Source organism: Streptomyces adustus, from assembly GCF_009377175.1.
Lineage (GTDB): Bacteria > Actinomycetota > Actinomycetes > Streptomycetales > Streptomycetaceae > Streptomyces > Streptomyces adustus.
Genome location: NZ_VJZD01000125.1, coordinates 1 through 21,246 on the forward strand (window position 1 = coordinate 1; position 21,246 = coordinate 21,246).

The window sequence follows — 21,246 nt, forward strand, 5'->3', positions numbered from 1 at the left end:
GGGCAGGGAAGAGCGGAGCCGCGGGGTGCGGCAACAAACCGTGAAAGGTTCGCGTCGGAGCGTGGTCAAAATCAACCTGTTTTTCAGGGGACCGAATCGTTCGGGCGGCCCGGTCCGCGCGATCCGGGGTGGCCCGGCATTACGCGGATGTCCCCAACTCTGGTTGAATGTCCGGAAAGTTCCATGAGGGTGGGGTGATGCCGGAGTGGCAGCGCACGGCGTTCGGGAGTCGCGACGGCGACCGGCGCTCCCCTCGACGGCCGTGCGGACCTCGAAGGCCCGGACGACCCGCACGGCGCTGTCGGCCACGTCGGTCCTGCCGGTGCTCGCGACCCTCGCGACCCTCGCGGGCCTGCTGGTGCTGTCCGGATGCGACGGCCCGGCTCGGGGAAGCGGCGGCGGAGCGGGAGCCGTCGCGGGCGCGGACCGCGCCCACCAGGGGCGCCCGCATGCAAGGCTCGTGGATCCGACCCGCATCCCGGGCGTCGGCGAGCGTCTTCGGCGGCGGATCCCCGCCGACTCCCGCCAGGTGGTGGCCGTCTACGGGGACGGCGGGGATTCGGCCGACTCCACGGTCGTGCTGTACACCCGGCGCGGCACCGCCTGGGAGCGCACCCGCGGCTGGCCCGCGCACAACGGGAAGGAGGGCTGGACCACCGACCATCACGAGGGGGACGGGCGCAGCCCCGTGGGCGTGTTCACGCTCACCGACGCGGGCGGTGTCCTCGCCGACCCCGGCACCCGGCTCCCGTACACGAGATCCGTCGGCTTCGCGGCCCCGCGCTGGTGGGCCAGGTCGCACTGGCACGACTTCGACTATGTCATCGCCATCGACTACAACCGCGTCAAGGGCACCCCGCCGAACGACCCGACCCGCCCCGAGGGCGGTGCCGCGGGAGGCGGCATCTGGCTGCACCTGGACCACGGCAGCGGTACGTCGGCCTGTGTCGGCCTGTCCGGAGTGGCGATGCGCTACCTGCTGCGCACGCTCGACCCGGACCGGCACCCCGTGGTGGTGATGGGGGACCGGGCGCACCTCGGCTGACGCGCCACCGGAGCCCGTCGTTCAGCAGGTGCGCCCCCGCGCGGGCGCAGGGGGCCCGTCCACCAGTGTGTCCAGCAGGCTCCCGAGTGCCTCGCGCTGGGCGCCCGTCAGCGGCGCGAGGATCTCCTGCGCGGCGGACACGCGCGCCCCGCGCAGTTCGCGCAGCGCCTCCTGGCCGTCGTCCGTGAGTTCGACGCGGATCACGCGGCGGTTGGTCGGATCGGGGACCCGTCGCACCTTGCCGCTCGCCTCCAGTCCGTCGACCAGGGTCGTCACGGCCCGGGGCACCACCTCCAGCCGTTCGGCCAGATCGGCCATGCGGGGCGAGGTGTCGCAGTGCGCCAGGATGCGCAGCAGCCGGGCCTGGGCGGGTGTCACGCCGAGGCCGCGCTGCTGGAGGTGGTGCTTCTGGATGCGGTGCACCCGGCGCGTGAGCCGCAGGAGTTGCTCGGCGAGCAGGCCGTCGGGATCGGGGCTGGTCATGGGGGAACAATATCAGGACCAGGTTCATTGTGAGTATAGGTAACAATGAGCTATGCTCCCTGAATCCTCACCGTCTCACCCTCCGTAGGAGCCATGCCCCGCGATCACATCGAATGGACCCCCTCTCCCGGCACCTCGACGGACCAGCCCCGCCAGGTGCGCCGCATCCTCTCCCTGTTCAAGCCCTACCGAGCCCGGCTCGCGGTCGTCGGACTGCTGGTCGGCGCCTCGTCCCTGGTGTCCGTGGCCACCCCGTTCCTGCTGAAGGAGACGCTGGACGTCGCGATCCCCCAGGGGCGCACCGGTCTGCTGAGCCTGCTGGCCCTCGGCATGATCCTCAGCGCCGTCCTGAACAGCGTCTTCGGCGTGCTCCAGACACTGATCTCCACGACCGTCGGCCAACGCGTCATGCACGACCTGCGCACCGCCGTCTACGGCCGGTTGCAGCGCATGTCGCTGGCGTTCTTCACCCGGACCCGCACGGGCGAGGTGCAGTCCCGCATCGCCAACGACATCGGCGGCATGCAGGCCACCGTCACCTCCACCGCGACCTCCCTGGTCTCCAACCTCACCAGCGTGGTCGCCACGATCATCGCGATGATCGCCCTCGACTGGCGGCTGACCGTCGTCTCGCTGCTCCTGCTGCCGGTCTTCGTCTGGATCAGCCGCCGCGTGGGCAACGAGCGCAAGAAGATCACCACCCAGCGCCAGAAGCAGATGGCGGCCATGGCGGCGACCGTCACCGAGTCGCTCTCCGTCAGCGGCATCCTGCTCGGCCGCACCATGGGCCGCTCCGACTCGCTCACCCGGTCGTTCGCCGAGGAGTCCGAGCAACTGGTCGGCCTGGAGGTGCGCGCGAGCATGGCGGGCCGCTGGCGGATGGCCGTGATCACCATCGTGATGGCCGCCATGCCGGCCGTCATCTACTGGACCGCGGGCCTCGCCCTCCAACTGGGCGGCCCCGGCGTCTCGATCGGTACCCTCGTCGCCTTCGTCTCGCTCCAGCAGGGCCTGTTCCGCCCGGCCGTGAGCCTGCTGGCGACCGGCGTCCAGATCCAGACCTCGCTCGCCCTGTTCCAGCGCATCTTCGAATACCTCGACCTGCCCGTCGACATCACCGAGCGCGCGGAGCCCGTCCACCTCGACGAGGTCAAGGGCGAGGTCCGCTTCGAGGACGTCACCTTCGGCTACGACGACAAGGGCGGCCCGGTCCTCGACGGCATCGACATCACCGTGCCCGCGGGCAGCGGCCTCGCGCTCGTCGGTGCCACCGGGGCCGGCAAGTCCACGCTCGGCTATCTGGTGCCACGCCTGTACGACGTCACGGGCGGCCGGGTCACCCTCGACGGCGTCGACGTCCGTGACCTCGACTTCGACACCCTCGCCCGCGCGGTCGGCGTCGTCTCGCAGGAGACGTACCTCTTCCACGCCTCGGTCGCCGAGAACCTGCGCTTCGCCAAGCCGGAGGCCACCGACGAGGAGTTGTACGCGGCGGCCAGGGCGGCCCAGATCCACGACCACATCGTGTCCCTGTCGGACGGCTACGACACGGTCGTCGGGGAACGCGGCCACCGCTTCTCGGGCGGCGAGAAACAGCGCCTGGCCATCGCCCGGACCATCCTGCGCGATCCGCCGGTGCTCATCCTCGACGAGGCGACCAGCGCCCTGGACACCCGCACCGAACACGCCGTCCAGAAGGCCATCGACGCGCTGTCCGCCGACCGCACGACCCTCACGATCGCGCACCGGCTGTCCACCGTCCGGGGCGCCGACCAGATCGCGGTCCTGGACCGCGGGCGCGTCGTCGAACGAGGTACCCACGAGGAGCTGTTGGCGCGGGACGGGCGGTACGCCGCGCTCGTGCGCCGGGACGCCCGACTGGAGCCGACAAGCTGACGATATGCCAGATTTGCCGGGTTTTGCGGGTTACCGTGCCCCCATGCAGATGAACACTCCGCCACGGAGACCGATTCGACTGACGCGCCGGGGCAGGATCACCCTCGTCGCGGCCGGGGCCGTCGTGGCCGGCACCGCCGTGGCGGTGCCGCTGCTGAAGCTGGGCCATGACGGGTCCGGTCGGCCCGCCCGGCCCGCCTCGCTGGTGATCCCGGAGGGCTGGCGGGCCGGCCAGGTCTACGACGCGGTCGACAAGGCCCTCGATCTGCCCGCCGGCACCACCAGGCAGTCCCTCGCGAAGGTCCACCTCAAGCTGCCGGGCGACGCCGAGGGCAACCCCGAGGGGTACCTGTTCCCGGCGACGTACGCGCTGACCGGGAAGGCCACGCCGCAGATGGTGCTGGCGTCCATGGTCGACACCGCGAACCGCACGTTCAACAAGGCGCCCATCGCCGCCGGCGCGCAGCACAACGCGTTGAATCTCTACCAGGCGGTCACCATCGCCAGCATCGTCCAGGCCGAGTCCGCGACGAAGTCCGACATGGGAAAGGTCGCCCGCGTCGTGTTCAACCGGCTGGAGCGCGGGATGCCGCTCCAGCTGGACTCCACGATCAACTACGCGCTCAACCGCTCCACCCCGCGTACGACGGCCGACGACACCCGGATCGACAACCCCTACAACTCGTACCGGCGGATGGGCCTGCCGCCGACGCCGATCGACAACCCCGGCGAGGACGCGATGAAGGCCGCGATCAACCCGACGGCGGGCGACTGGCTCTACTTCGTGACCGTCAGGCCGGGCGACACCCGGTTCACGGCCGACTACCAGCAGCACCTGCGCAACGTCGCCGAGTTCGACGCTGCGCAGCACAGGAGCGCGAGTCCGGCACCCACGACGACGAATTGAGCGGGCGGGACGTCAGGCGGCGAGGGCCTCGCCCGCGAGCAGACGCCTGATGTCCCGTACCGCCGCCCGGCCGGCCCGGTTGGCGCCGATGGTGCTCGCCGACGGGCCGTAGCCGACCAGATGGACGCGCGGGTCGGCGACCGCGCGGGTCCCGTCCAGGCGGATGCCGCCGCCCGGCTCGCGCAGCCGCAGCGGCGCCAGATGGCCGACGGCGGGCCGGAAGCCGGTCGCCCACAGGATGACGTCGGCGGCCACGTGCCGTCCGTCTCTCCACTCCACGCCGTCCGGGGTGATCCGGTCGAACATCGGCAGCCGGTCCAGGACGCCGTCCGCCAGGCCCTGCCTGATCGCGTCGTTCAGGGGCAGGCCGGTCACGGAGACCACGCTCCTCGGCGGCAGTCCGTGCCGCACCCGCTCCTCCACGAGCGCGACGGCCGCACGGCCCGCCTCCTCGTCGAAGGGGCCCTCGCGGAAGACGGGCGGCCGCCTGGTGACCCAGGTGGTGGCGGCCGCGTACGGGGCGAGCTCCAGCAGATGCTGGGTGCCGGACGCCCCGCCGCCCACCACGACCACCCGCAGCCCCGCGAACGCCTCGGGCCCGGGGTAGTGCGCGGTGTGCAGCTGCCGTCCGAGGAAGGTCTCCTGGCCGGGCAGGCGCGGCTGGAACGGCCGGTCCCAGGTGCCGGTCGCGTTGATCAGCGCGCGGGTCGACCACACCCCGTCGGACGTCTCCACGAGCAGCCGCCCGCCGGCGCCCTCGCGTACCGCGCGCACCTCCACCGGGCGCCGGACCCGCAGGTCGAAGGCCTGCTCGTAGCGGTCGAAGTACGCGCTGATCACATCGGAGGAGGGCCGTGCGGAGTCGGCGTCCGTCAGCTCCATCCCCGGCAGCGAGTGCATTCCGTGCACCTTGCCGTACGTCAGCGAGGGCCACCGGAACTGCCAGGCGCCGCCCGGTCCGGGGGAGTGGTCGAGGACCACGAAGTCGTGCTCGGGGCGGAAACCGGCGCGCCGCAGATGGTAGGCGCCGGACAGCCCGGCCTGACCCGCGCCGACGACGACCACCTCGACCTCGCGTGTGTTGTTCACGGTTCCACTAACGGGTGCGTGGTCGCGGATCTTCCCGTGGGCGAGGATGGAGCCATGTCAGACGGCTTCACCACCCGAGTCCTGCGCGTCGCCTCCGGTTCCACGGAGCGGGTCGTCGATCTCACCCGTGACTGCGAGGCGTTCCTGCGGGAGGCGGCCGCCGGCCGCGACGGTCTCCTGAACGTCTTCGTCCCGCACGCCACCGCCGGGATCGCGGTCATCGAGACCGGCGCGGGCAGCGACGACGACCTTCTCTCCGCCCTGCACACGCTGCTGCCCGCCGACGACCGCTGGCAGCACCGCCACGGCAGCCCCGGCCACGGCCGCGACCACGTCCTGCCGGCCTTCGTCCCGCCCCACGCGACCCTGCCGGTGATCGGCGGACGGCTGGAACTGGGCACCTGGCAGTCGGTGTGCCTGGTGGACACGAACCGGGACAACCCCGACCGCCAGGTCCGGCTGAGCTTCCTGGGCTGACTCTCCCGGGCCGAGCTCCCCGGCCCGAGCCTCCCGGTCCGAGGAGGCTCGCCGGAGCGGGCACCGGGACGCGATACACCCTCGGCCGCTGGGGTACCTGAGTCTCACGCCGTCCGTGAGCCAGGAGGTGAGATCGCCGTGAGCAGGCGCTCCCACCGGGCCGCCGGTCCGGCCCGCCCGCGGAACGCGGCGCCGGGTGGCACGTCCGAGGCCGAGGACCGGCATGCGGCTGCCCGGGAGGACCCGTCATGGGCGTACGCACCTGAGTGAGCGCCTGGCCCGTCTACCGACAGCTGATCGGATCGGACCCGCTGGGGCGTGGCCGGGCGGCCATGCCACCCCCACACGCGGCAGGTCGAGCCGCGCACCGACACCGCCGACCGGGTGATCGAGACGCGGCGCCGTACCTGCGAGCGAACGGGAACCGCCGGCCGCCTGGGCCGACGCCTCGAAGCCCGGTCTGCGCGACGCGCTCGCCCACTGAGGGAGCCGGGGCTCTCACGCGGCGTCTCTCATGTGTCGGGGATCGGCAGCTCGAACCAGACCACCTTGCCCGCGCTGAGCCTGGTCGAGCCCCAGCGCCGGGCGATCTGGTTGACCAGGTACAGACCGCGCCCGCCCTCGTCGTCGACCTCGGCGCACCGCATCCGGGGCGCCTGGGGGGAGTCGTCGGTGACTTCGCAGCGCAGCACGTCGGTGCGCAGGAGCCGTAGCGAGATGGGGCGCGAGGCGCAGCGCACGGCGTTGGTGACGACCTCGCTGACCAGGAGTTCCGTCGACTCCAGCAGGGATTCGAGCCCCCAGCGCCGCAGGGTGCGATGGGTCAGCCGACGGGCCTGCTTCGCGGTGCGCGGGTGCGGTTCCAGGAACCAGTACCTGACGCTGTCCTCGGGGAATCCCTCGAAGCGGGTGGCCAGCAGCGCGATGTCGTCGTCGCGGGTGCGCGGGCCCAGGGTGCCCAGCACCTGGTCGCACAGCGTCTCCAGCGAGGGCAGGGCGATTCCCTGGCCCCTGGCCCGGGGCGGCGCCTGGAGATGGGCGCGTAGCGCCTCGACGCCCGAGCCCACGTCCTGGTCGCGGGACTCGACGAGACCGTCGGTGTACTGGAGCAGGGTCGCGCCCTTGGGCGCGGGCAGGTCCACGGACTCGAAGGCGACACCGCCGACGCCGAGCGGAGCGCCCGGCGGGACCTTCAGCACCTCCACCCGGCCGTCCGGCTGGAGGAGCAGCGCGGGCGGGTGGCCGGCGTTCGCCATCAGCATCCGCTGCGAGATCGGATCGTAGATCACGTAGAGGCAGGTGGCGATGTGGTCGCTGCCGAGGCGCTGGGCCTGTTCGTCGAGGTGGTGCAGGACCTCGTCGGGGGGCAGGTCGAGCCCGGCGAGGGTCTGCACGATGGTGCGCAGCTGACCCATGATCGCGGCCGAGGTCATGGAGTGGCCCATGACATCGCCGACGACCAGGGCGATCCGGTTGCCGGGCAGCGGGATCGCGTCGTACCAGTCGCCGCCGACCTGCGCGGTCTTGGAGGCGGGCAGGTATCTGCTGGCCAGCCGGACACCGGTGGGCTCGGGCAGTGACGGGGGGAGCATCGTGTGCTGGAGCGTGTCCGCCACGGAGGCCTCGTGCCCGTACATCACCGCCTTCTGGACGCCGAGGGCGGTGTGGGTCGCGAGCTGCGAGGCGACGAGCTGGTCGTCGCCGGTGAACGCGGGCCGGTCGGTGCGGCGCAGCAGTACGACGCTGCCCATGATGTGGTGGCGGCCGTGCAGCGGGGCGATGATCAGCCGTCGGCCCGGCGGGAGAGCCTCCGGCGCGCCGGCCGCCGGCCCGAGCAGCTCGGTCACCGCCGATGCGATCCCCGGCGCGTCGCCGAACGCCGGCCGCCCGGACAGGAGCAGCCGCGCGAGCCGGCCGGAGACGGTGAGGTGCACGCGCTCGGTGAGGTCCGCGCGCCGGGGGAGCTCGGTGGGCAGGGCGGGCGCGGACCGGTCGGTCGCCGGTGCGTCCGGCGTCCGGTCGATGCTGTGCAGCTTCAGCACACCGGGCGCGGGCATCTTCTCGTCCCCTACCGGCAGGGGATCGTGCAGATGGATCAGGATGGCGTCCGCGAACGCGGGCACGGCGGCCCGGCGCAGTTCCCGGAGCGTCTCGTCCAGGTCCATCCCGCCGGCGATCCGCCGGGTCGCCACGTCGAGATACCGCAGCCGGTCGGTCTGCGGTCCGGCCCCGACCGGCAGCGGGTCCAGGGTGTGTTCCGCCACGGCGCGCTCCCTCGTCCCGTCCAGCAGGCCGCCGGAGGCCCGGCCCGCCTGGGCGGGGCCCTGATGAGAAGTGCGTTGCTTCGTCACACGTTTCGTCCCGTTCAGGGGGCGCCGCGGTCCGCGGTGTCGCCTCGTGCGTGGTCAGTCACGGCGTCGGCAGCAGAGGAACAGCTGCTCCTCGGGCGGTACGTCGGCGACCGCCGGGGCGTAGGTGCAGGACGACTCCCTGAGGATCTCGAAGCCCGAGGCCTCGATGACCTCGTACAGCTCCTCCCGCAGGTAGCCGGAGACCCTGATCGTGTTTCCGAGGAACGGGATGGGGAAGTCGTCCACGTCCGCCTCCACCATCGACAGGACGAACAGACCGCCCGGAACCAGCAGGTGCCGGACCGTGCGCAGCGCGAGGGGGATCTCGGGGCGCGGCAGCATCAACAGGGAGAAGAAGGCCGCGACGGCGGCGAAGCGGCCCAGGTCGCGGGGACCGTCCGGCCTGAGGTCGGCGAGGTCCAGCCGATGGAACGTGGCACCGGGGACGTTCTGCCGGGCGAGCCGCAGCATCCCGGGGGAAAGATCGACGCCGACGACCTCCAGGCCGGCGTCCGCCAGCTGCCGCGTGGTCGGCAGTCCGGTGCCGCAGCCCAGATCCAGCACACGGGAACCCGAGGGCAGGCAGGCGAGCAGCCAGGCACCGGCGGACAGCTGGCCTTTCTTCTGCCGGAACGCCTCGTCGTAGCGGTCGCCGATCGCGTCGAAGGCCTCGGCCTGGCCGGTGCGGTCGATCCGGATCAGCCCGTAGTCGATCCCGTACGTTCCCTTGACCATGAAAGTAACCCTTCATCGGGCATATGGGATTATTTCACAGTCGGGTGGATCGGGGTCACGGGAGCCGGGCCGGCCGCCGGCTGTCCGCGGACGTCAGGAACGCGGCTCCTGCTCGGCGCGCTCGGCGTCGCGCTTCTTGATGCGGGCGGTCTCCTTGCGCACCTCGACCTGAGTGGAGCGCTCCTTCTCCAGCCACTCCGGCCGGCTGTCCTTGAGCGCCGAGATCTCCTCGGTGGTGAGGGCCTCCGTGACCCCGCCGCGCGCCAGACCCGCGATGGAGACGCCCAGCTTCGCCGCGACCACCGGACGGGGGTGCGGGCCGTTGCGGCGCAGCTCCTGAAGCCACTCGGGCGGGTTCGCCTGGAGCTCGTTCAGTTCGGCGCGCGTGACGACACCCTCCTGGAACGCGGCGGGGGTGGCGGGGAGGTACACACCCAGCTTCTTCGCCGCCGTGGCGGGCTTCATCGTCTGGGTGGTCTGGTGCGACTTCATACAGTCCAGACTATCGGCCCGGGGCGAGACGTCCGACCACAGCCGGTAGCCTGGCGGGGTGACAGGCTCGGAAGAATCCCCCTCGTTCCGGCTGGCGTACGTCCCCGGGGTGACCCCCGCCAAGTGGGTGCGGATCTGGAACGAGCGCCTGCCCGACGTCCCGCTGACCCTCCTTCAGGTACCGGCCGCCCAGGCATCCGATGTGTTGCGCGGCGGCGACGCCGACGCCGGCGTCCTGCGCCTCCCGGTCGACCGCACGGTGTTCAGCGCGATCCCCCTCTACACGGAGACCACGGTGGTCGTGGTCCCCAAGGACCACCTCCTCACCGCGGCGGACGAGGTGACTCTGGAGGACCTCGCCGACGAGGTCGTCTTCCATCCCCTCGACGACGTCCTCGGCTGGGAGCGCCCGCCGGGGCAGCCGGCCTTCGAGCGTCCGGCGACCACGGAGGACGCCGTCGAACTGGTGGCCGCGGGGGTGGGCGTCCTGGTCGTCCCGCAGTCGCTGGCCCGCCTCCACCACCGCAGGGACCTCACCTACCGGCAGGTCGCCGACGCCCCGCAGTCGAGCGTCGCCCTGTCCTGGCCGGAGGAGGCCACCACCGACCTCGTCGAGGACTTCATCGGCATCGTGCGCGGCCGGACGGTCAACAGCACCCGAGGCCGCACCGCCGCCGCGCGGGATCCGAAGGGCGAGCGCGGTGCGGCCTCCGACCCGCGCCGCAAGCCGAACGAGGGCAAGCCGACCGGACGGACGGCGGCCGGGGCCACGGGCAAGGCCGGCGGCAAGTCCACGGGCGGCACCGCGAAGAAGACCGGCGGCACCGCGCGCGGCGGCCGCTCCGGCGGCCCGAAGAGCGGCGGCAGCGGCAGCGGCAGCGGCAGCGGCGGCGCCAAGCGGGGCCGGCCCCGCCGCCGCTCGTAGGCCCACAGGGCCCGGCGGCTGCCCGGCCGGGGCTACTTCGCGGCCGCGCGGCCGATCGACTCCACCAGCGGCAGCAGCCGGTGCGGCACCCGCTCGCGCAGCGCGACCTCCGTGCGGGTGCGGACCACGCCCGGCATGCTGATCAGTTTCTGGATCACGTCCTCCAGGTGGGCGTTGTCGCGCGCCACCACCCGGGTCATCAGATCTCCGCCACCGGTGATCGAGAACGCCTCGACGATCTCCGGTACGCCGGCCAGCTCCTCGCCGATGTCGTCCAGGTGGCCCTGGGTGACCTCGATGTGCACGAACGCCAGGACCGGATGACCGAGCGCGGCGGGCGACAGCGCCGGACCCGTGCCGGTGATCACGCCGTCGCGCTCCAGCCGGTCCAGGCGGGCCTGGAGCGTGCCGCGCGCCACTCCCAGGACCCGGGCGTACTCGCGCACGCTGGTGCGCGGCTGTTCGAGCAGCAGCCGCAGGATGCGGGTGTCGAGCTCGTCCACGGCCATGGTGCCCGGCCTCCTCGTCGGCATCAGATGATCATCTACGACTGTACCAATGGCGCAGGAAGCGGCATACGGGGTGGACCGGACCACGTGGTCCGTTGGCCTCGCCATGGATCGGTCGCGGCCGTCCGGGCTGAGCCAATGGCCCAGTGGAACGAAGGCCGCTTGAGCCAGTGGCGGCGGGGATGCTCTCATGGACACGTCGATGGCGCTGCGGATCCCGCGGCGCCTTTTTCATGCCGGTTTCCCAGGGGGCGACAAGCAGTGCTGAAGAGGGTGTTCATGGCTCCGGACCCGGGGCGCGTGCGGCTGCGTTTCGCCGCGCGAGCGGTCCTCGGCATCGGACTCGCGGTCCTCGGCTGCCAACTGGCCGGGAACCCCCTCGCGGGCACCGTCACCGGCGGGCTCGCCGCACTCCTCGCCCTGTTCACCGTCACCGACCCCACGGTCCGCGGCCAGGCGGTCACCACCGCGCTGCTGCCCGCCGTCGGCCTGCCCGTCCTCACCGTCGCGGCGTCCCTGCACGACCGTCCGGTCGCCCGCGACCTCGCCTTCCTCGCCGTGGTCGGCGCGGGCGTGTACGCGCGCCGCTGGGGGCCGCGCGGCCACAGTCTGGGCGTGTTCGCGTTCATGACCTTCTTCATCGCGCAGTTCCTGCACGCCACCGCCGGACAGCTGCCCCGGCTCTACGCGGCGGTGCTCCTGTCCGTCCTCGCCGCGGCCGCGGTGCGCTTCGGACTGTGGTGCTACGAGCGACGCCTGCCCCCGGCCGCGGTGCCCGCCCCGCCCGGCGCCACCGGGCTGGCCCGGGTGACCACCCGCCAGGCGGTCCAGGCGACCGCGGGCGCGGGCTTCGCGCTGGTCGTGGGACAGCTGGTGTCCGGGCAGCGCTGGTACTGGGCCGTGGGCGCCACCTGGTGGATCTTCGTCAACACCGCCTCGCGCGGCGAGACGCTGGTACGCGGCTTCCGGCGCGTCCTCGGCACGGTGATCGGCATCGGCCTCGGCCTGCTCGTCGCCCTTCCCGTGCACGGGGCGGCGGTGCCCACGGCCGTGCTCCTCGCCGTCTGCGTCTTCGGCATCTTCTACACCGCCGCCGTCTCCTACACCTGGATGATGCTCTGGGTGACGCTCATGGCCGGGCTGCTGTACGGGCTGCTCGGCGTGCTCAGCCCCGGCCTCCTCGCGCTGCGGCTGACCGAGACCGGGGTCGGGGCGCTCGGGGCCGGACTCGCCGTGCTCTTCGTCCTGCCCGTCACCACGCACGCCGTCACCGACGCGTGGATCCAGCGCGCCCTGCGCTGCGTCCACCTGTGCACCGCGGAGGCCGCCGCCCGCCTCTCCGGAGCGGACCACGCCGACCCGGCCCGCCGCGTCGGCGAGCTGGAACAGCTCCTCGGCCGGGTACGGCTCTCCGTCGCCCCGCTGGTGCATCCGCTGAACCCGATGCTCGGCCGCAAGCGGCGCGCCCGCCAGGTGCTCGCGCTGCTCGACGACTGCGCCCGCGAGATCCGCGGCCTGGTCGCCGTGGCCGCCGACCCGGAGGCCTCGCACGACGCCCGCCTGGCCGCCGCATGCTGGCGTGTGGAGGCCGCGGTGGAGGCGCTCACCGAGCGCGGCGACGACGGCACGCGGCCGCCGTCCGCCACCGTCCAGGCGCCGGTCGAGCCCGCGCTGGCCCACCTCCACGGCCTGGAGCGGGCCCTCGCGGAACTCGCCACGCCCCTGCGCACGCCCTCGGGATCACCGCTGGTCGGGGCCTGAGCGGACCGGGCGTCCCACGAGGGGCGCAGCGGCTCGCGGGTCGCGGCGGCTCGCCGGGCCGGCTCGGGCGCCGTCCGCTCCGATGCGCCAAACGGTCGTACGGGGTGCGGGTCGTGGCGGGTCGAGGCCGCCCCCGGAGCGGCCTCCGGAGTCGCCCGGAGCGGGGTCCGACCGCCCGGCCGTCCGGCGCACGGGCCCGTACCGGCACCTGCGCGCGACCCGCGGGGCGGCCCCGCGCACACCGCCCGGACGACGCGCGCGGTGACCGCGCGATCCGGCCCGACGCGCCTGGTCAGGACTGCCCGGACACCGTCCGGCGAGCTCGCCCGGCGCTCCGCGGGCGCGGCCCGGCGGGCCTGCCCGGAGTCGTTCTCGGGCGGTCGGGCGCGCCCGGCCCGGTGACCCGTGCCGGGCGGACGGCGGCGCCGGAGTCTTGGTCTAGACCGCTGACGATCGACTGCTACCGTCGCGTCCGACAGATGCGGACGAGAGGGGACAGCGGTGACAGACGGCGGCAGGCGGCAGCAGCGGGCGTTCATCGGGTCGTTCACGGCGGCCGGGGGCCCCGGGCTCGTGACGGCGGCCGTGGACGCGGCCGACGGTGCGCTGACGGTGCTGAACAGCGTGGACGGCGTCCCCGACCCCTCCTACCTGGCCCTGTCGCCCGACGGGGGCACCCTGTACGCGGTGAGCGAGACGACCGAGGGCGCGGTGGCCGCCTATCGCGTGGACGGCGACAAGGTCACGCAGGCGGGGGCGCCGGTCCTGGTCGGCGGCAGCGGGCCCACCCACCTCAGTGTCTTCGACGGACACGTCCTGACCGCCAACTACGGCTCGGGCAGCGTCAGCGCCGTGCCCGTCCGCCCCGACGGAACCCTTGCCGCCGCCGCGTCCGGGATCCTGGAACACACCGGTTCCGGTCCGCACACGCGCCGCCAGCAGGGGCCGCACGCCCATCAGGTGCAGCCCGACCCGAGCGGCCGGTGGGCGGTGAGCGTCGACCTCGGCACGGACTCCGTGCGGGTGTGCGCCCTGGCCGACGGCACGCCCGTACTGCACCGGGAGACCGCCCTGCGGCCCGGCTCCGGCCCGCGCCACCTGGCCTTCCACCCCGACGGCTCGTACGCCTACGTGCTGAACGAACTCACGCCGACCGTCACCGTCTGCCGCTGGGACGGTGCGCAGGGCTCGCTGAGACCGCTGGCCGAGACCCCGGTACTGCCCGGTGCCCCGGCGGGCGACGCCTACCCCTCCGGCATCGCCGTCTCGCCCGACGGACGCTTCGTGTGGACCGCCACGCGCGGCGAGGACGTGCTGTCCGTGCTCGCCGTCGAGGGCGAGGGGCTGCGGCTGGTCGGCACGGTCCCCTGCGGCGGGCACTGGCCCCGCGCGCTCGCCGAGTCGGACGGATTCCTGTACGTCGCGAACGAGCGTTCCGGCGACGTCACCTGGTTCTTCGTCGACCCGGAGACGGGCCTGCCGCGGCACGGCGGCAGCGTCGAGGTGCCGGCGGCCTCCTGCGTGGTCTTCGGCTGAGCGCCGACGCGTGCCGACGCGTGCCGGCTGGTGTCGACGAGGACCGACGGGTGCGGGCGAGGGCACCCGAGTGCCGCCGGGGCTGCCGAGGACCGTCGGGACCTGTGAGGACCGCCGCCGCGAGCCGACGAGGGCCGACAGGTGGTGCCGGACCCACGGATGGTGTCGGACCGGTGGGGCGCGGCAGGGGCGGCCGGCGGCTCGGACGCGGCCTGTCGGGTGACAGGACGTCCCGGAGCCGGTCGTGCCGGGTCGGCAGGGTCACCCGGCCACAGGGCGGGCCCTGTGGCCGCTCCACCGCGAGCGCTGTCCCCGGCAGGACTGCACAAGCAGGACGGGAGGGCCCGCTCCGGCGTACGGAGCGGGCCCTCCCGTTGTGTCGCGGTCGGGCGTCCGGGTCAGCGGACCGGCGTGCCCTGCGGCTGCTGCGGGGCGATGCCCAGGGCCGCGGTGTACTGGGCCAGGGCCAGCTTGCCGATGGCCGGGTACGGGCCGAGCGCCTCGGCGGCGGAGCAGCCGGCCTCCTCGGCCGCGGCCGTCACCAGGGTCGCGTCGATCTCCGGGCCGATCAGGTAGGGCGCCAGCGCCAGCTGCTGCGAGCCCGAGGCGCGCAGCTGCTCGGCGACGGAGGCGATCGAGCCCTCCTGGTCGAGCGCCGCGGCGATCACCGGCACGGCCAGGCGCGCGGCGAGCAGCATGCCGGTGATCCCGGCGGCCTGCACGGCCTCCTCGCCACCGACCGAGGCCAGGATGATGCCGTCCGCGGCGGTGGCCACGGTGAACAGCCGGGCGCGGTCCGCGCGGGCCAGACCCGCCTCGGACAGACGCACGTGCAGCGCCTCCGCCAGCAGCGGGTGCGGGCCGAGGACGTCGGTCAGATCGGCGGCGATCCGGCTCTCCATCACGGCCTGGCGGACCTGGCGCAGCAGGGCGCCGTCCGGACCGGCCAGCAGGGGCACGACGACGGCGACGGGGCCGTCGGGCTCCTTGACCTCGAGACCGGCGGCGAGGGCCTGCTCGTAACGGGCGGTGCGCTCTTCGGCGGCGTGCGTGAGCACGGACTGAAGGGTCGGGAACTCCGCGTCGTCCCCGTCGAGGTAACCGATGCGGGCGTCGAGGCCGGGGAGCTCGGAGCGGGCGATGCTCACGACCTCCTCGGCGAGTCCGCGAGTGGCGGTACCGGGGGTGCCCGGCACGGCCAGGACAAGCGCGGGCGCGCCTTCGGGAGCCGCCAGGGGCTCGGGTCGCCGGTGCCGCCCAGGCTGGCGGGGGCGCGGCATTCGTACAGGCAGGCCGGACGCGGGCCCAGTGGGGGAGCTCATGGCGCCGCATGTTACTGGCTTACCGGGTTCCCCTGTTCGGGGAGGGTGCAGGTGAGCGGTATCCGTCCGGTTTTGTCTGATGAGTTACGTGCGGATCAGAAGTGATCGGCGTGACTTCCGGGCTATTCGTCCCCTGTGGGGCTAATTCCCTTTTTGGGCGCCAGGTACAACATTGTTCCGTCACTCGGCAGGGTGAGAGCATCAGTTGCCAGGTCAGCGGCCATGCGGACCGATCCGTGCAGGGGGTCGCCTTCGGCCGGGACCTGTTGCGCGTGGGGGAGCTTTTGCGCCAGTTCGATCTCCAGTGGCAGGAGCAGGGGATCGCCCATCCTGAACAGGCCACCGGTGAGGGCGATCCGGGGTTCGCCCGAGACCGGGCACACGGCGGCCGCGGACTCGGCCATCTGCCGGGCGGCCGCGCCCAGGATGTCCAGGGCGACGGGGTCGCCCAGGTGCGCGCAGTCGGCCACTCCGGGTGCGAACGAGGCCAGGACGGCGGCCCGGTCGGCCCGTGGGTAGAGTCGGCCGGGCAGCGTGGGGAGTGGGCCGAACTCGGCCTCGGCACGGTCCCGCAGTCGGGCCGATCCGCCCGGCCGTCCGTCGTGCGCGCGCAGCGCGGCCTCCAGGCCGGCCCGGCCGATCCACGCGCCGCCGCCGCAGTCGCCCAGCAGATGTCCCCAACCGTCCGCGCGACGCCACCGGGTGAGGTCCGTGCCGATCGCGATCAGCCCCGTCCCGGCGGCGATCACGGCCCCCGGGCTCGGCCCGAGGGCGCCGACGTAGGCGGTGACGGCGTCGGCCGCCAGGGCGACCTTCGCCACCCCGAACTCCCGGGTCAGCGCGTCCGGGAGTTCGGCGCGCAGCGCGTCGCCCAGGGTGCTCAGCCCGGCCGCGCCGACGACGGCCGCGCCCAGCTCGCGCACCCCGGTCTCGGCGGTCAACGCCCGGACCATCGGCACCAGTTGTTCCATGAGGTGCCCCGGGTCGATGCCCCGCGGGCCGGTGCGCACCGGCACGGTGGACGCTCGCTGGGCCAGGACGCCCCGGTCCACGGCGGCGAGGGCCGCACGCAGTCCGGAGCCTCCGGAGTCCACGGCGAGCAGACCGGCCGGGGCGCCCCGGTCCGTCACGGCAGGCGCCAGTCCACGGGCTGACCGCCCTGGCCGATCAGCAGGTCGTTGGCCCGGCTGAAGGGGCGGGAGCCGAAGAACCCGCGGTCGGCCGACATGGGAGAGGGATGGGCCGACTCCACCGCCGGGAGCTGCCCGAGGAGCGGGCGCAGATTGCGGGCGTCCCGGCCCCAGAGGATCGACACGAGAGGCTTGCCGCGCGCGGCGAGAGCCCGTATCGCCTGCTCGGTGACCTCCTCCCAGCCCTTGCCCCGGTGCGCGCCCGGCGAGCGCGGGGCGGTGGTGAGCGCCCTGTTGAGCAGCAGTACACCCTGCTGGGTCCACGGCGTCAGATCGCCGTTGGAGGGCTGCGGCAGCCCCAGGTCGGCGTTCAGCTCCCGGTAGATGTTGATCAGGCTGCCGGGCAGCGGCCGTACCTCGGGCGCGACCGAGAAGGACAGCCCCACCGCGTGTCCCGGGGTCGGATAGGGGTCCTGGCCGACGATGAGGACGCGTACCTCGTCGAAGGGCTGCTGGAAGGCCCGCAGGACGTTCGCTCCGGCCGGGAGGTAGGTGCGCCCGGCGGCGATCTCCGTGCGCAGGAAGTCGCCCATTTCGGCGATCTTCCCGGCGACGGGTGCGAGGGCCTGGGCCCAGCCGGGTTCGACGATTTCGTGCAAGGGTCGTGGTGCCACGGGCGTCACCCTACTGCCGTACGGGCGGGGGTGATCAACCGGTGGCCAAGGCCGCCCAGGGGCGGCCCAACAGGCTTTATCAGCGAGCGCGTTGGTTCCATCAGGTGCTTCTGTCTCCTCTTTCCTCTGCCAGGCTTACTCGGTCGGGTCTCTTCGGTCGGGTTTCGTCCGTCAGGCGACGACCGCCGCCCGGACGCACAGCACGTCCGGCAGATGGGACACCAGTTGCCGCCAGCTGTCGCCGTCGTCGGCCGACGCGTACACCTCGCCGTTGCGGTTGCCGAAGTACACCCCCGCGGGGTCGGCGTCGTCCGTGCAGAGCGCGTCGCGCAGCACCGTGCCGTAGTGGTCCTCCTGGGGCAGGCCCGCCGAGAGCGGCTCCCAGCTGCGGCCCGCGTCCGCCGTACGGAAGAGCCGGCACCGCCGGTCGGCGGGCACCCGGTCCGCGTCGGCGTTGATCGGGTACACGTACGCCGTGTCGCCCCGGTGGGGGTGCGTGGCCGCGGCGAACCCGAACGTGGACGGCAGCCCGTCGCCGATGTCGGTCCAGTGGGCGCCCGCGTCGTCGCTGCGGTACACCCCCCAGTGGTTCTGGAGGTACAGACGGTCCGGGGTCGCCGCGTCCTGGGCGATCTTGTGCACGCACTGGCCGAACTCGGGGTTCGGATCCGGCAGGAACACCGCCGAGACACCGGAGTTGGACGGTTCCCAGCTCGCGCCGCCGTCGGTCGTGCGGAACACCCCGGCCGTGGAGACGGCCACCGTCACGGCCGCGGGGTCCCGCCGGTCGGTGATCACGGTGTGCAGGCCCTCACCGCCGCCGCCCGGCACCCAGCGCGAGCGCGTGGGGTGCTCCCAGAGCGGCCGGACGAGTTCGAAGCTCTCGCCGCGGTCCTCGGAGCGGTACAGCGCGGCGGGTTCCGTGCCCGCGTACACCACGTCGTCCTCGGCCGCCGCCGGGTGCAGCTGCCACACCCGCTCCAGCGAAGCCCCCGTGTCCTTGGGGAACTTGACGGCGGGCCGGGCCGGCTCGGTCCACGTCCGCCCCAGGTCGTCGGAGTGGAACACGGACGGGCCCCAGTGGGCGCTGTCGCCGCCGGCCAGCAGCCGCGGGGCCGCGCCCCTGGTGTCGATCGCCACCGAGTACACGGCCTGGGCGTTGAAGCAGGGACTCTCGTCGAACTCCCATGTGCCTGCGCGTCGGCGCCCGATGAACAGTCCCTTGCGCGTGCCCACGGCGAGCAGTACCTCGGTCATCCCGGTCACCTCCGCGACAGATTCCTCCCGGACATCGGCCAGTCTGCACCCCGCCTCTGACAGTCACCCCGCAACCGGCGTCCGTGCAGGTCACAGGGCGCGGTGTCGGTCGCGTGACGCCAGTCTGCGCTGTTGGACGAACAGGTTCCGGGCACTTTCGGACAGACGCCTGCGCGGGTCGAAGGACCCGTGGGAACGTCGAGCCGGAGGACTCGCCCTGAGCATCGCGGCCGCCGCTCCCGTATGGGAGGGCGGTCGGGGATGTTCGTGCGCTTACGAGGAGGAAGCCTTCGATGGCGTTCCGTGGTCCGAAGGTGTGGCTGTGGCGCTGGCGGCGCAATCCGCTCAGGCGCCGCGCCGACGCGATGGAGGGCTGGGTCCTGCTCGGAGCCGGGGTGCTCACCGTCCTCGCCGGCGTGCTCGCCGGGCTGACGGCGACCCGGTCCGTCGAGGACGAACTGGCCCGCGAGCGCGAGGACTGGCGCCCCGCCGTCGCCCACCTCTCCGAGCGCGCGCCCGGCACGGCCACCGCGCACACCGGCACCGCCAGCGGAGACCGGGTGTGGGGGAGGGCGGCCTGGACCGCGGTCGACGGAACCGCGCACTCCGGACTCGTCCGGGTCCGGCCCGGCAGCACCGCGGGCACCCCGGTCGTGGTCTGGACGGACCGCCGGGGCGCCCTGGTGAGCAGGCCCGCCACCCCCTACGAGGCCCGGCTGAGGGCCTCCCTGATCGGCGGCCTGGCCGGCGTGAGCACCGCCGCCGTCCCCTTCATCGTCGGCCGCGCCGTCCGCGCCCGCCTGGAACGCCGCCGCATGGACCAGTGGGACGCCGACTGGGCGCGGTTCGACCCGCTCTGGGGCCACCGGACGGGCTGAGAGCTCCGTACAGAACCGGGGCCCGGCGGCACTTTCGTACGGAGCTCTCAGGCTCACTGCCCGTCGGGCAGCGCCCTCTCCAGGATCGCGTCGAGGTCCGCCGCGTCGGGCAGCGTGCCGAAGGCGTACCCCCAGTCGCCGCCGAGCCGGGTCGCGCAGAAGGCGTCGGCGACCGCGGGCGGGGCGTACCGCACCAGCAGGGAGCCCTGGAGGGCGAGGGCCATCAGCTCCACCACCCGACGGGCGCCGGACGGGGACGCGCCGGCCAGGCCGCTCCTGAGTCGGGACACGGCCGAGTCCAGACGGGCGTCCGCGCCCCGGGCCAGGTCGAGTTCGGCGAACAGGGCGTCCGCGGCACCGGGTTCGCGCCCCAGCGCCCTGAGCACGTCGAGGGCGTTGACGTTCCCCGAGCCCTCCCAGATCGACAGCAGGGGCGCCTCGCGGTAGTGCCGGGGCATGCCCGACTCCTCCACGTAGCCGTTGCCGCCCAGGCACTCCAGCGCCTCCGCCGTGAAGGCGGGACCCCGCTTGGTGACCCAGTACTTGCCGACGGCCGTGGCGATCCGGCGGAACGTGCGCTCACCGGCGTCCCCGCGCACCGCGCGGTCCGCCGCGCCCGCCAGCCGCAGGGTGAGCGTCGTCGCGGCCTCCGACTCCAGCGCGAGGTCGGCCAGGACGTTGCGCATCAACGGCTGGTCCAGCAGCCGCGCGCCGAACGCGCTGCGGTGGCGCGCATGGTGCCCCGCCTCCACGAGCGTCTTGCGCATCAGCGCCGCCGACATCATCACGCAGTCCAGCCGCGTGCAGTTGACCATGTCGATGATGGTCTTGACGCCCTGCCCCTCGGGCCCCACCAGCCATGCCACCGTCCCGTCGAACTCCGGCTCGGAGGAGGCGTTGGACCGGTTGCCGAGCTTCTCCTTCAGCCGCTGGATGCGGAACGTGTTGCGGCTGCCGTCGGGCAGGACCCGCGGGACCAGGAAGCAGGACAGCCCGTCCGGAGCCTGGGCCAGCACCAGGAAGACGTCGCACATCGGGGCCGACGTGAACCACTTGTGCCCGCGCAGGGTGTACACGCCCGGCTCGGCGGTGGGCGTGGCCACGGTCGTGTTCGTACGGACGTCCGAGCCGCCCTGCTTCTCGGTCATGCCCATGCCCGCGAGCAGCCCGCGCTTCTCGGTCGGCACCCGCAGCCCGGGGTCGTACTCCCGGCTGGCCAGCAGGGGTTCGTACACCTTGGCGAGCTCCGGCTGGTGGCGCAGGGCGGGGATCGCGGCGTACGTCATCGACGTGGGGCAGCCGTGCCCGGCGTCGGTGTGTCCCCACACCAGGCCGCCGGCCGTGCGGGCCACATGGGCGCCGGGCCGCTCGTCCGCCCAGGGGGACCCGGCCAGGCCCTCGGCGACCGCGGTCCCCATCAGCTGGTGCCAGCTCGGATGGAAGTCGACCTCGTCGACGCGGTTGCCGTAGCGGTCGTGGGTGCGCAGCTCCGGTTCGTGGCGGTTGGCCAGTTCGGCCCACTCCTGCGCCTCGGCGCCGCCGGCCAGCGCGCCGAGGCGTCGGACGCCGTCCTCGGCCCAGCCGGCGCCCTCCCGGCGCAGCCCTTCCAGCAGGGCCGGGTCGGCGGAGGCGTCGTACGGGGCCAGGGGAGGGGCCTGGTTGGTGACGTCGTGGGTGACGTCACGGCCGGCGTGGGCGCCGACGCCGGCCGGGGCTGCGTGCGGGGCGTCGTGCTGCGGCTGCTCGTGCGCGAGTGTCGAGACCATAGCGTCCATGTTG

The 21,246-nt window shown here is 73.6% G+C and carries 19 protein-coding genes; 8 read left to right on the plus strand and 11 right to left on the minus strand.

The genetic code is table 11. The features are described 5' to 3' along the window. Window positions 1–298: 298 nt before the first annotated feature. A complete protein-coding gene (locus FNH09_RS26790; protein WP_420802782.1) occupies window positions 299–1,045 on the plus strand; it encodes a hypothetical protein in 747 nt (248 codons plus the stop codon). A 21-nt stretch (window positions 1,046–1,066) separates the two neighbouring features. On the opposite strand, the gene FNH09_RS26795 is transcribed toward FNH09_RS26790, so the two are convergent. Then, window positions 1,067–1,528, minus strand: a complete 462-nt coding sequence (locus tag FNH09_RS26795; protein WP_152892405.1) for a MarR family winged helix-turn-helix transcriptional regulator — start codon at window positions 1,526–1,528, stop codon at window positions 1,067–1,069. Window positions 1,529–1,621: 93 nt separating this feature from the next. Between FNH09_RS26795 and FNH09_RS26800 the strand changes: the two genes are divergently transcribed. After that, window positions 1,622–3,424, plus strand: coding sequence for an ABC transporter ATP-binding protein (locus FNH09_RS26800; RefSeq protein WP_152892407.1), 1,803 nt, complete (start codon window positions 1,622–1,624; stop codon window positions 3,422–3,424). 43 nt (window positions 3,425–3,467) lie between these two features. Next, window positions 3,468–4,331 carry an endolytic transglycosylase MltG gene (gene mltG, locus FNH09_RS26805; RefSeq protein WP_152892409.1) on the plus strand — a complete coding sequence of 288 codons (864 nt, stop codon included), beginning with the start codon at window positions 3,468–3,470 and terminating at the stop codon, window positions 4,329–4,331. Window positions 4,332–4,343: 12 nt separating this feature from the next. On the opposite strand, the gene FNH09_RS26810 is transcribed toward mltG, so the two are convergent. Next, window positions 4,344–5,420, minus strand: coding sequence for an NAD(P)-binding domain-containing protein (locus FNH09_RS26810; protein WP_162469143.1), 1,077 nt, complete (start codon window positions 5,418–5,420; stop codon window positions 4,344–4,346). Window positions 5,421–5,474: 54 nt separating this feature from the next. Here FNH09_RS26810 and FNH09_RS26815 point away from each other — a divergent pair, with 54 nt between their 5' ends. Beyond that, window positions 5,475–5,897 (plus strand): YjbQ family protein, encoded by a 423-nt coding sequence (locus FNH09_RS26815; RefSeq protein ID WP_152892411.1) that lies wholly within the window; start codon window positions 5,475–5,477, stop codon window positions 5,895–5,897. 512 nt (window positions 5,898–6,409) lie between these two features. Here the strand turns inward: FNH09_RS26815 and FNH09_RS26825 are convergent. From FNH09_RS26825 to FNH09_RS26835, 3 genes are all read right to left on the minus strand, one after another. Beyond that, on the minus strand, window positions 6,410–8,248 hold the full coding sequence (locus FNH09_RS26825; RefSeq protein ID WP_162469144.1) for a SpoIIE family protein phosphatase: 1,839 nt from the start codon (window positions 8,246–8,248) through the stop codon (window positions 6,410–6,412). Between the two features lie 54 nt (window positions 8,249–8,302). After that, complete coding sequence (locus FNH09_RS26830) at window positions 8,303–8,983, minus strand: class I SAM-dependent DNA methyltransferase (protein WP_152892413.1); 681 nt, start codon at window positions 8,981–8,983, stop codon at window positions 8,303–8,305. A 93-nt stretch (window positions 8,984–9,076) separates the two neighbouring features. Next, window positions 9,077–9,475: a DUF5997 family protein gene (locus FNH09_RS26835; RefSeq protein ID WP_152892415.1), complete on the minus strand. Its 399-nt coding sequence runs from the start codon at window positions 9,473–9,475 to the stop codon at window positions 9,077–9,079. A gap of 58 nt (window positions 9,476–9,533) precedes the next feature. On the opposite strand from FNH09_RS26835, the gene FNH09_RS26840 reads away from it, so the two are divergent. Further along, a complete protein-coding gene (locus FNH09_RS26840; RefSeq protein ID WP_162469145.1) occupies window positions 9,534–10,400 on the plus strand; it encodes a LysR substrate-binding domain-containing protein in 867 nt (288 codons plus the stop codon). A 32-nt stretch (window positions 10,401–10,432) separates the two neighbouring features. Here the strand turns inward: FNH09_RS26840 and FNH09_RS26845 are convergent, their stop codons facing one another. Then, window positions 10,433–10,909, minus strand: a complete 477-nt coding sequence (locus tag FNH09_RS26845; RefSeq protein WP_152892417.1) for an Lrp/AsnC family transcriptional regulator — start codon at window positions 10,907–10,909, stop codon at window positions 10,433–10,435. A gap of 261 nt (window positions 10,910–11,170) precedes the next feature. Here FNH09_RS26845 and FNH09_RS26850 point away from each other — a divergent pair, with 261 nt between their 5' ends. After that, on the plus strand, window positions 11,171–12,670 hold the full coding sequence (locus FNH09_RS26850; protein ID WP_162469146.1) for an FUSC family protein: 1,500 nt from the start codon (window positions 11,171–11,173) through the stop codon (window positions 12,668–12,670). 501 nt (window positions 12,671–13,171) lie between these two features. Further along, window positions 13,172–14,206 carry a beta-propeller fold lactonase family protein gene (locus tag FNH09_RS26855; protein WP_162469147.1) on the plus strand — a complete coding sequence of 345 codons (1,035 nt, stop codon included), beginning with the start codon at window positions 13,172–13,174 and terminating at the stop codon, window positions 14,204–14,206. A 398-nt stretch (window positions 14,207–14,604) separates the two neighbouring features. Here FNH09_RS26855 and FNH09_RS26860 read toward each other — a convergent pair whose 3' ends face one another. The 4 genes from FNH09_RS26860 to FNH09_RS26875 form a co-directional block, all read right to left on the minus strand. After that, window positions 14,605–15,528, minus strand: a complete 924-nt coding sequence (locus FNH09_RS26860; protein ID WP_152892421.1) for a sirohydrochlorin chelatase — start codon at window positions 15,526–15,528, stop codon at window positions 14,605–14,607. A 122-nt stretch (window positions 15,529–15,650) separates the two neighbouring features. Next, a complete protein-coding gene (locus FNH09_RS26865) occupies window positions 15,651–16,658 on the minus strand; it encodes a BadF/BadG/BcrA/BcrD ATPase family protein (RefSeq protein WP_162469148.1) in 1,008 nt (335 codons plus the stop codon). Further along, window positions 16,655–17,332, minus strand: coding sequence for a uracil-DNA glycosylase (locus FNH09_RS26870; RefSeq protein ID WP_162469149.1), 678 nt, complete (start codon window positions 17,330–17,332; stop codon window positions 16,655–16,657). Before FNH09_RS26870 ends, FNH09_RS26865 begins: the two co-directional genes overlap by 4 nt. Window positions 17,333–17,503: 171 nt before the next feature. Continuing rightward, a complete protein-coding gene (locus tag FNH09_RS26875) occupies window positions 17,504–18,589 on the minus strand; it encodes a WD40/YVTN/BNR-like repeat-containing protein (protein ID WP_152892423.1) in 1,086 nt (361 codons plus the stop codon). Between the two features lie 293 nt (window positions 18,590–18,882). Between FNH09_RS26875 and FNH09_RS26880 the strand changes: the two genes are divergently transcribed. Continuing rightward, complete coding sequence (locus FNH09_RS26880) at window positions 18,883–19,467, plus strand: Rv1733c family protein (RefSeq protein ID WP_152892425.1); 585 nt, start codon at window positions 18,883–18,885, stop codon at window positions 19,465–19,467. A 53-nt stretch (window positions 19,468–19,520) separates the two neighbouring features. Here FNH09_RS26880 and FNH09_RS26885 read toward each other — a convergent pair whose 3' ends face one another. After that, complete coding sequence (locus tag FNH09_RS26885) at window positions 19,521–21,233, minus strand: DNA alkylation response protein (RefSeq protein ID WP_152892427.1); 1,713 nt, start codon at window positions 21,231–21,233, stop codon at window positions 19,521–19,523. Window positions 21,234–21,246: the final 13 nt, after the last annotated feature.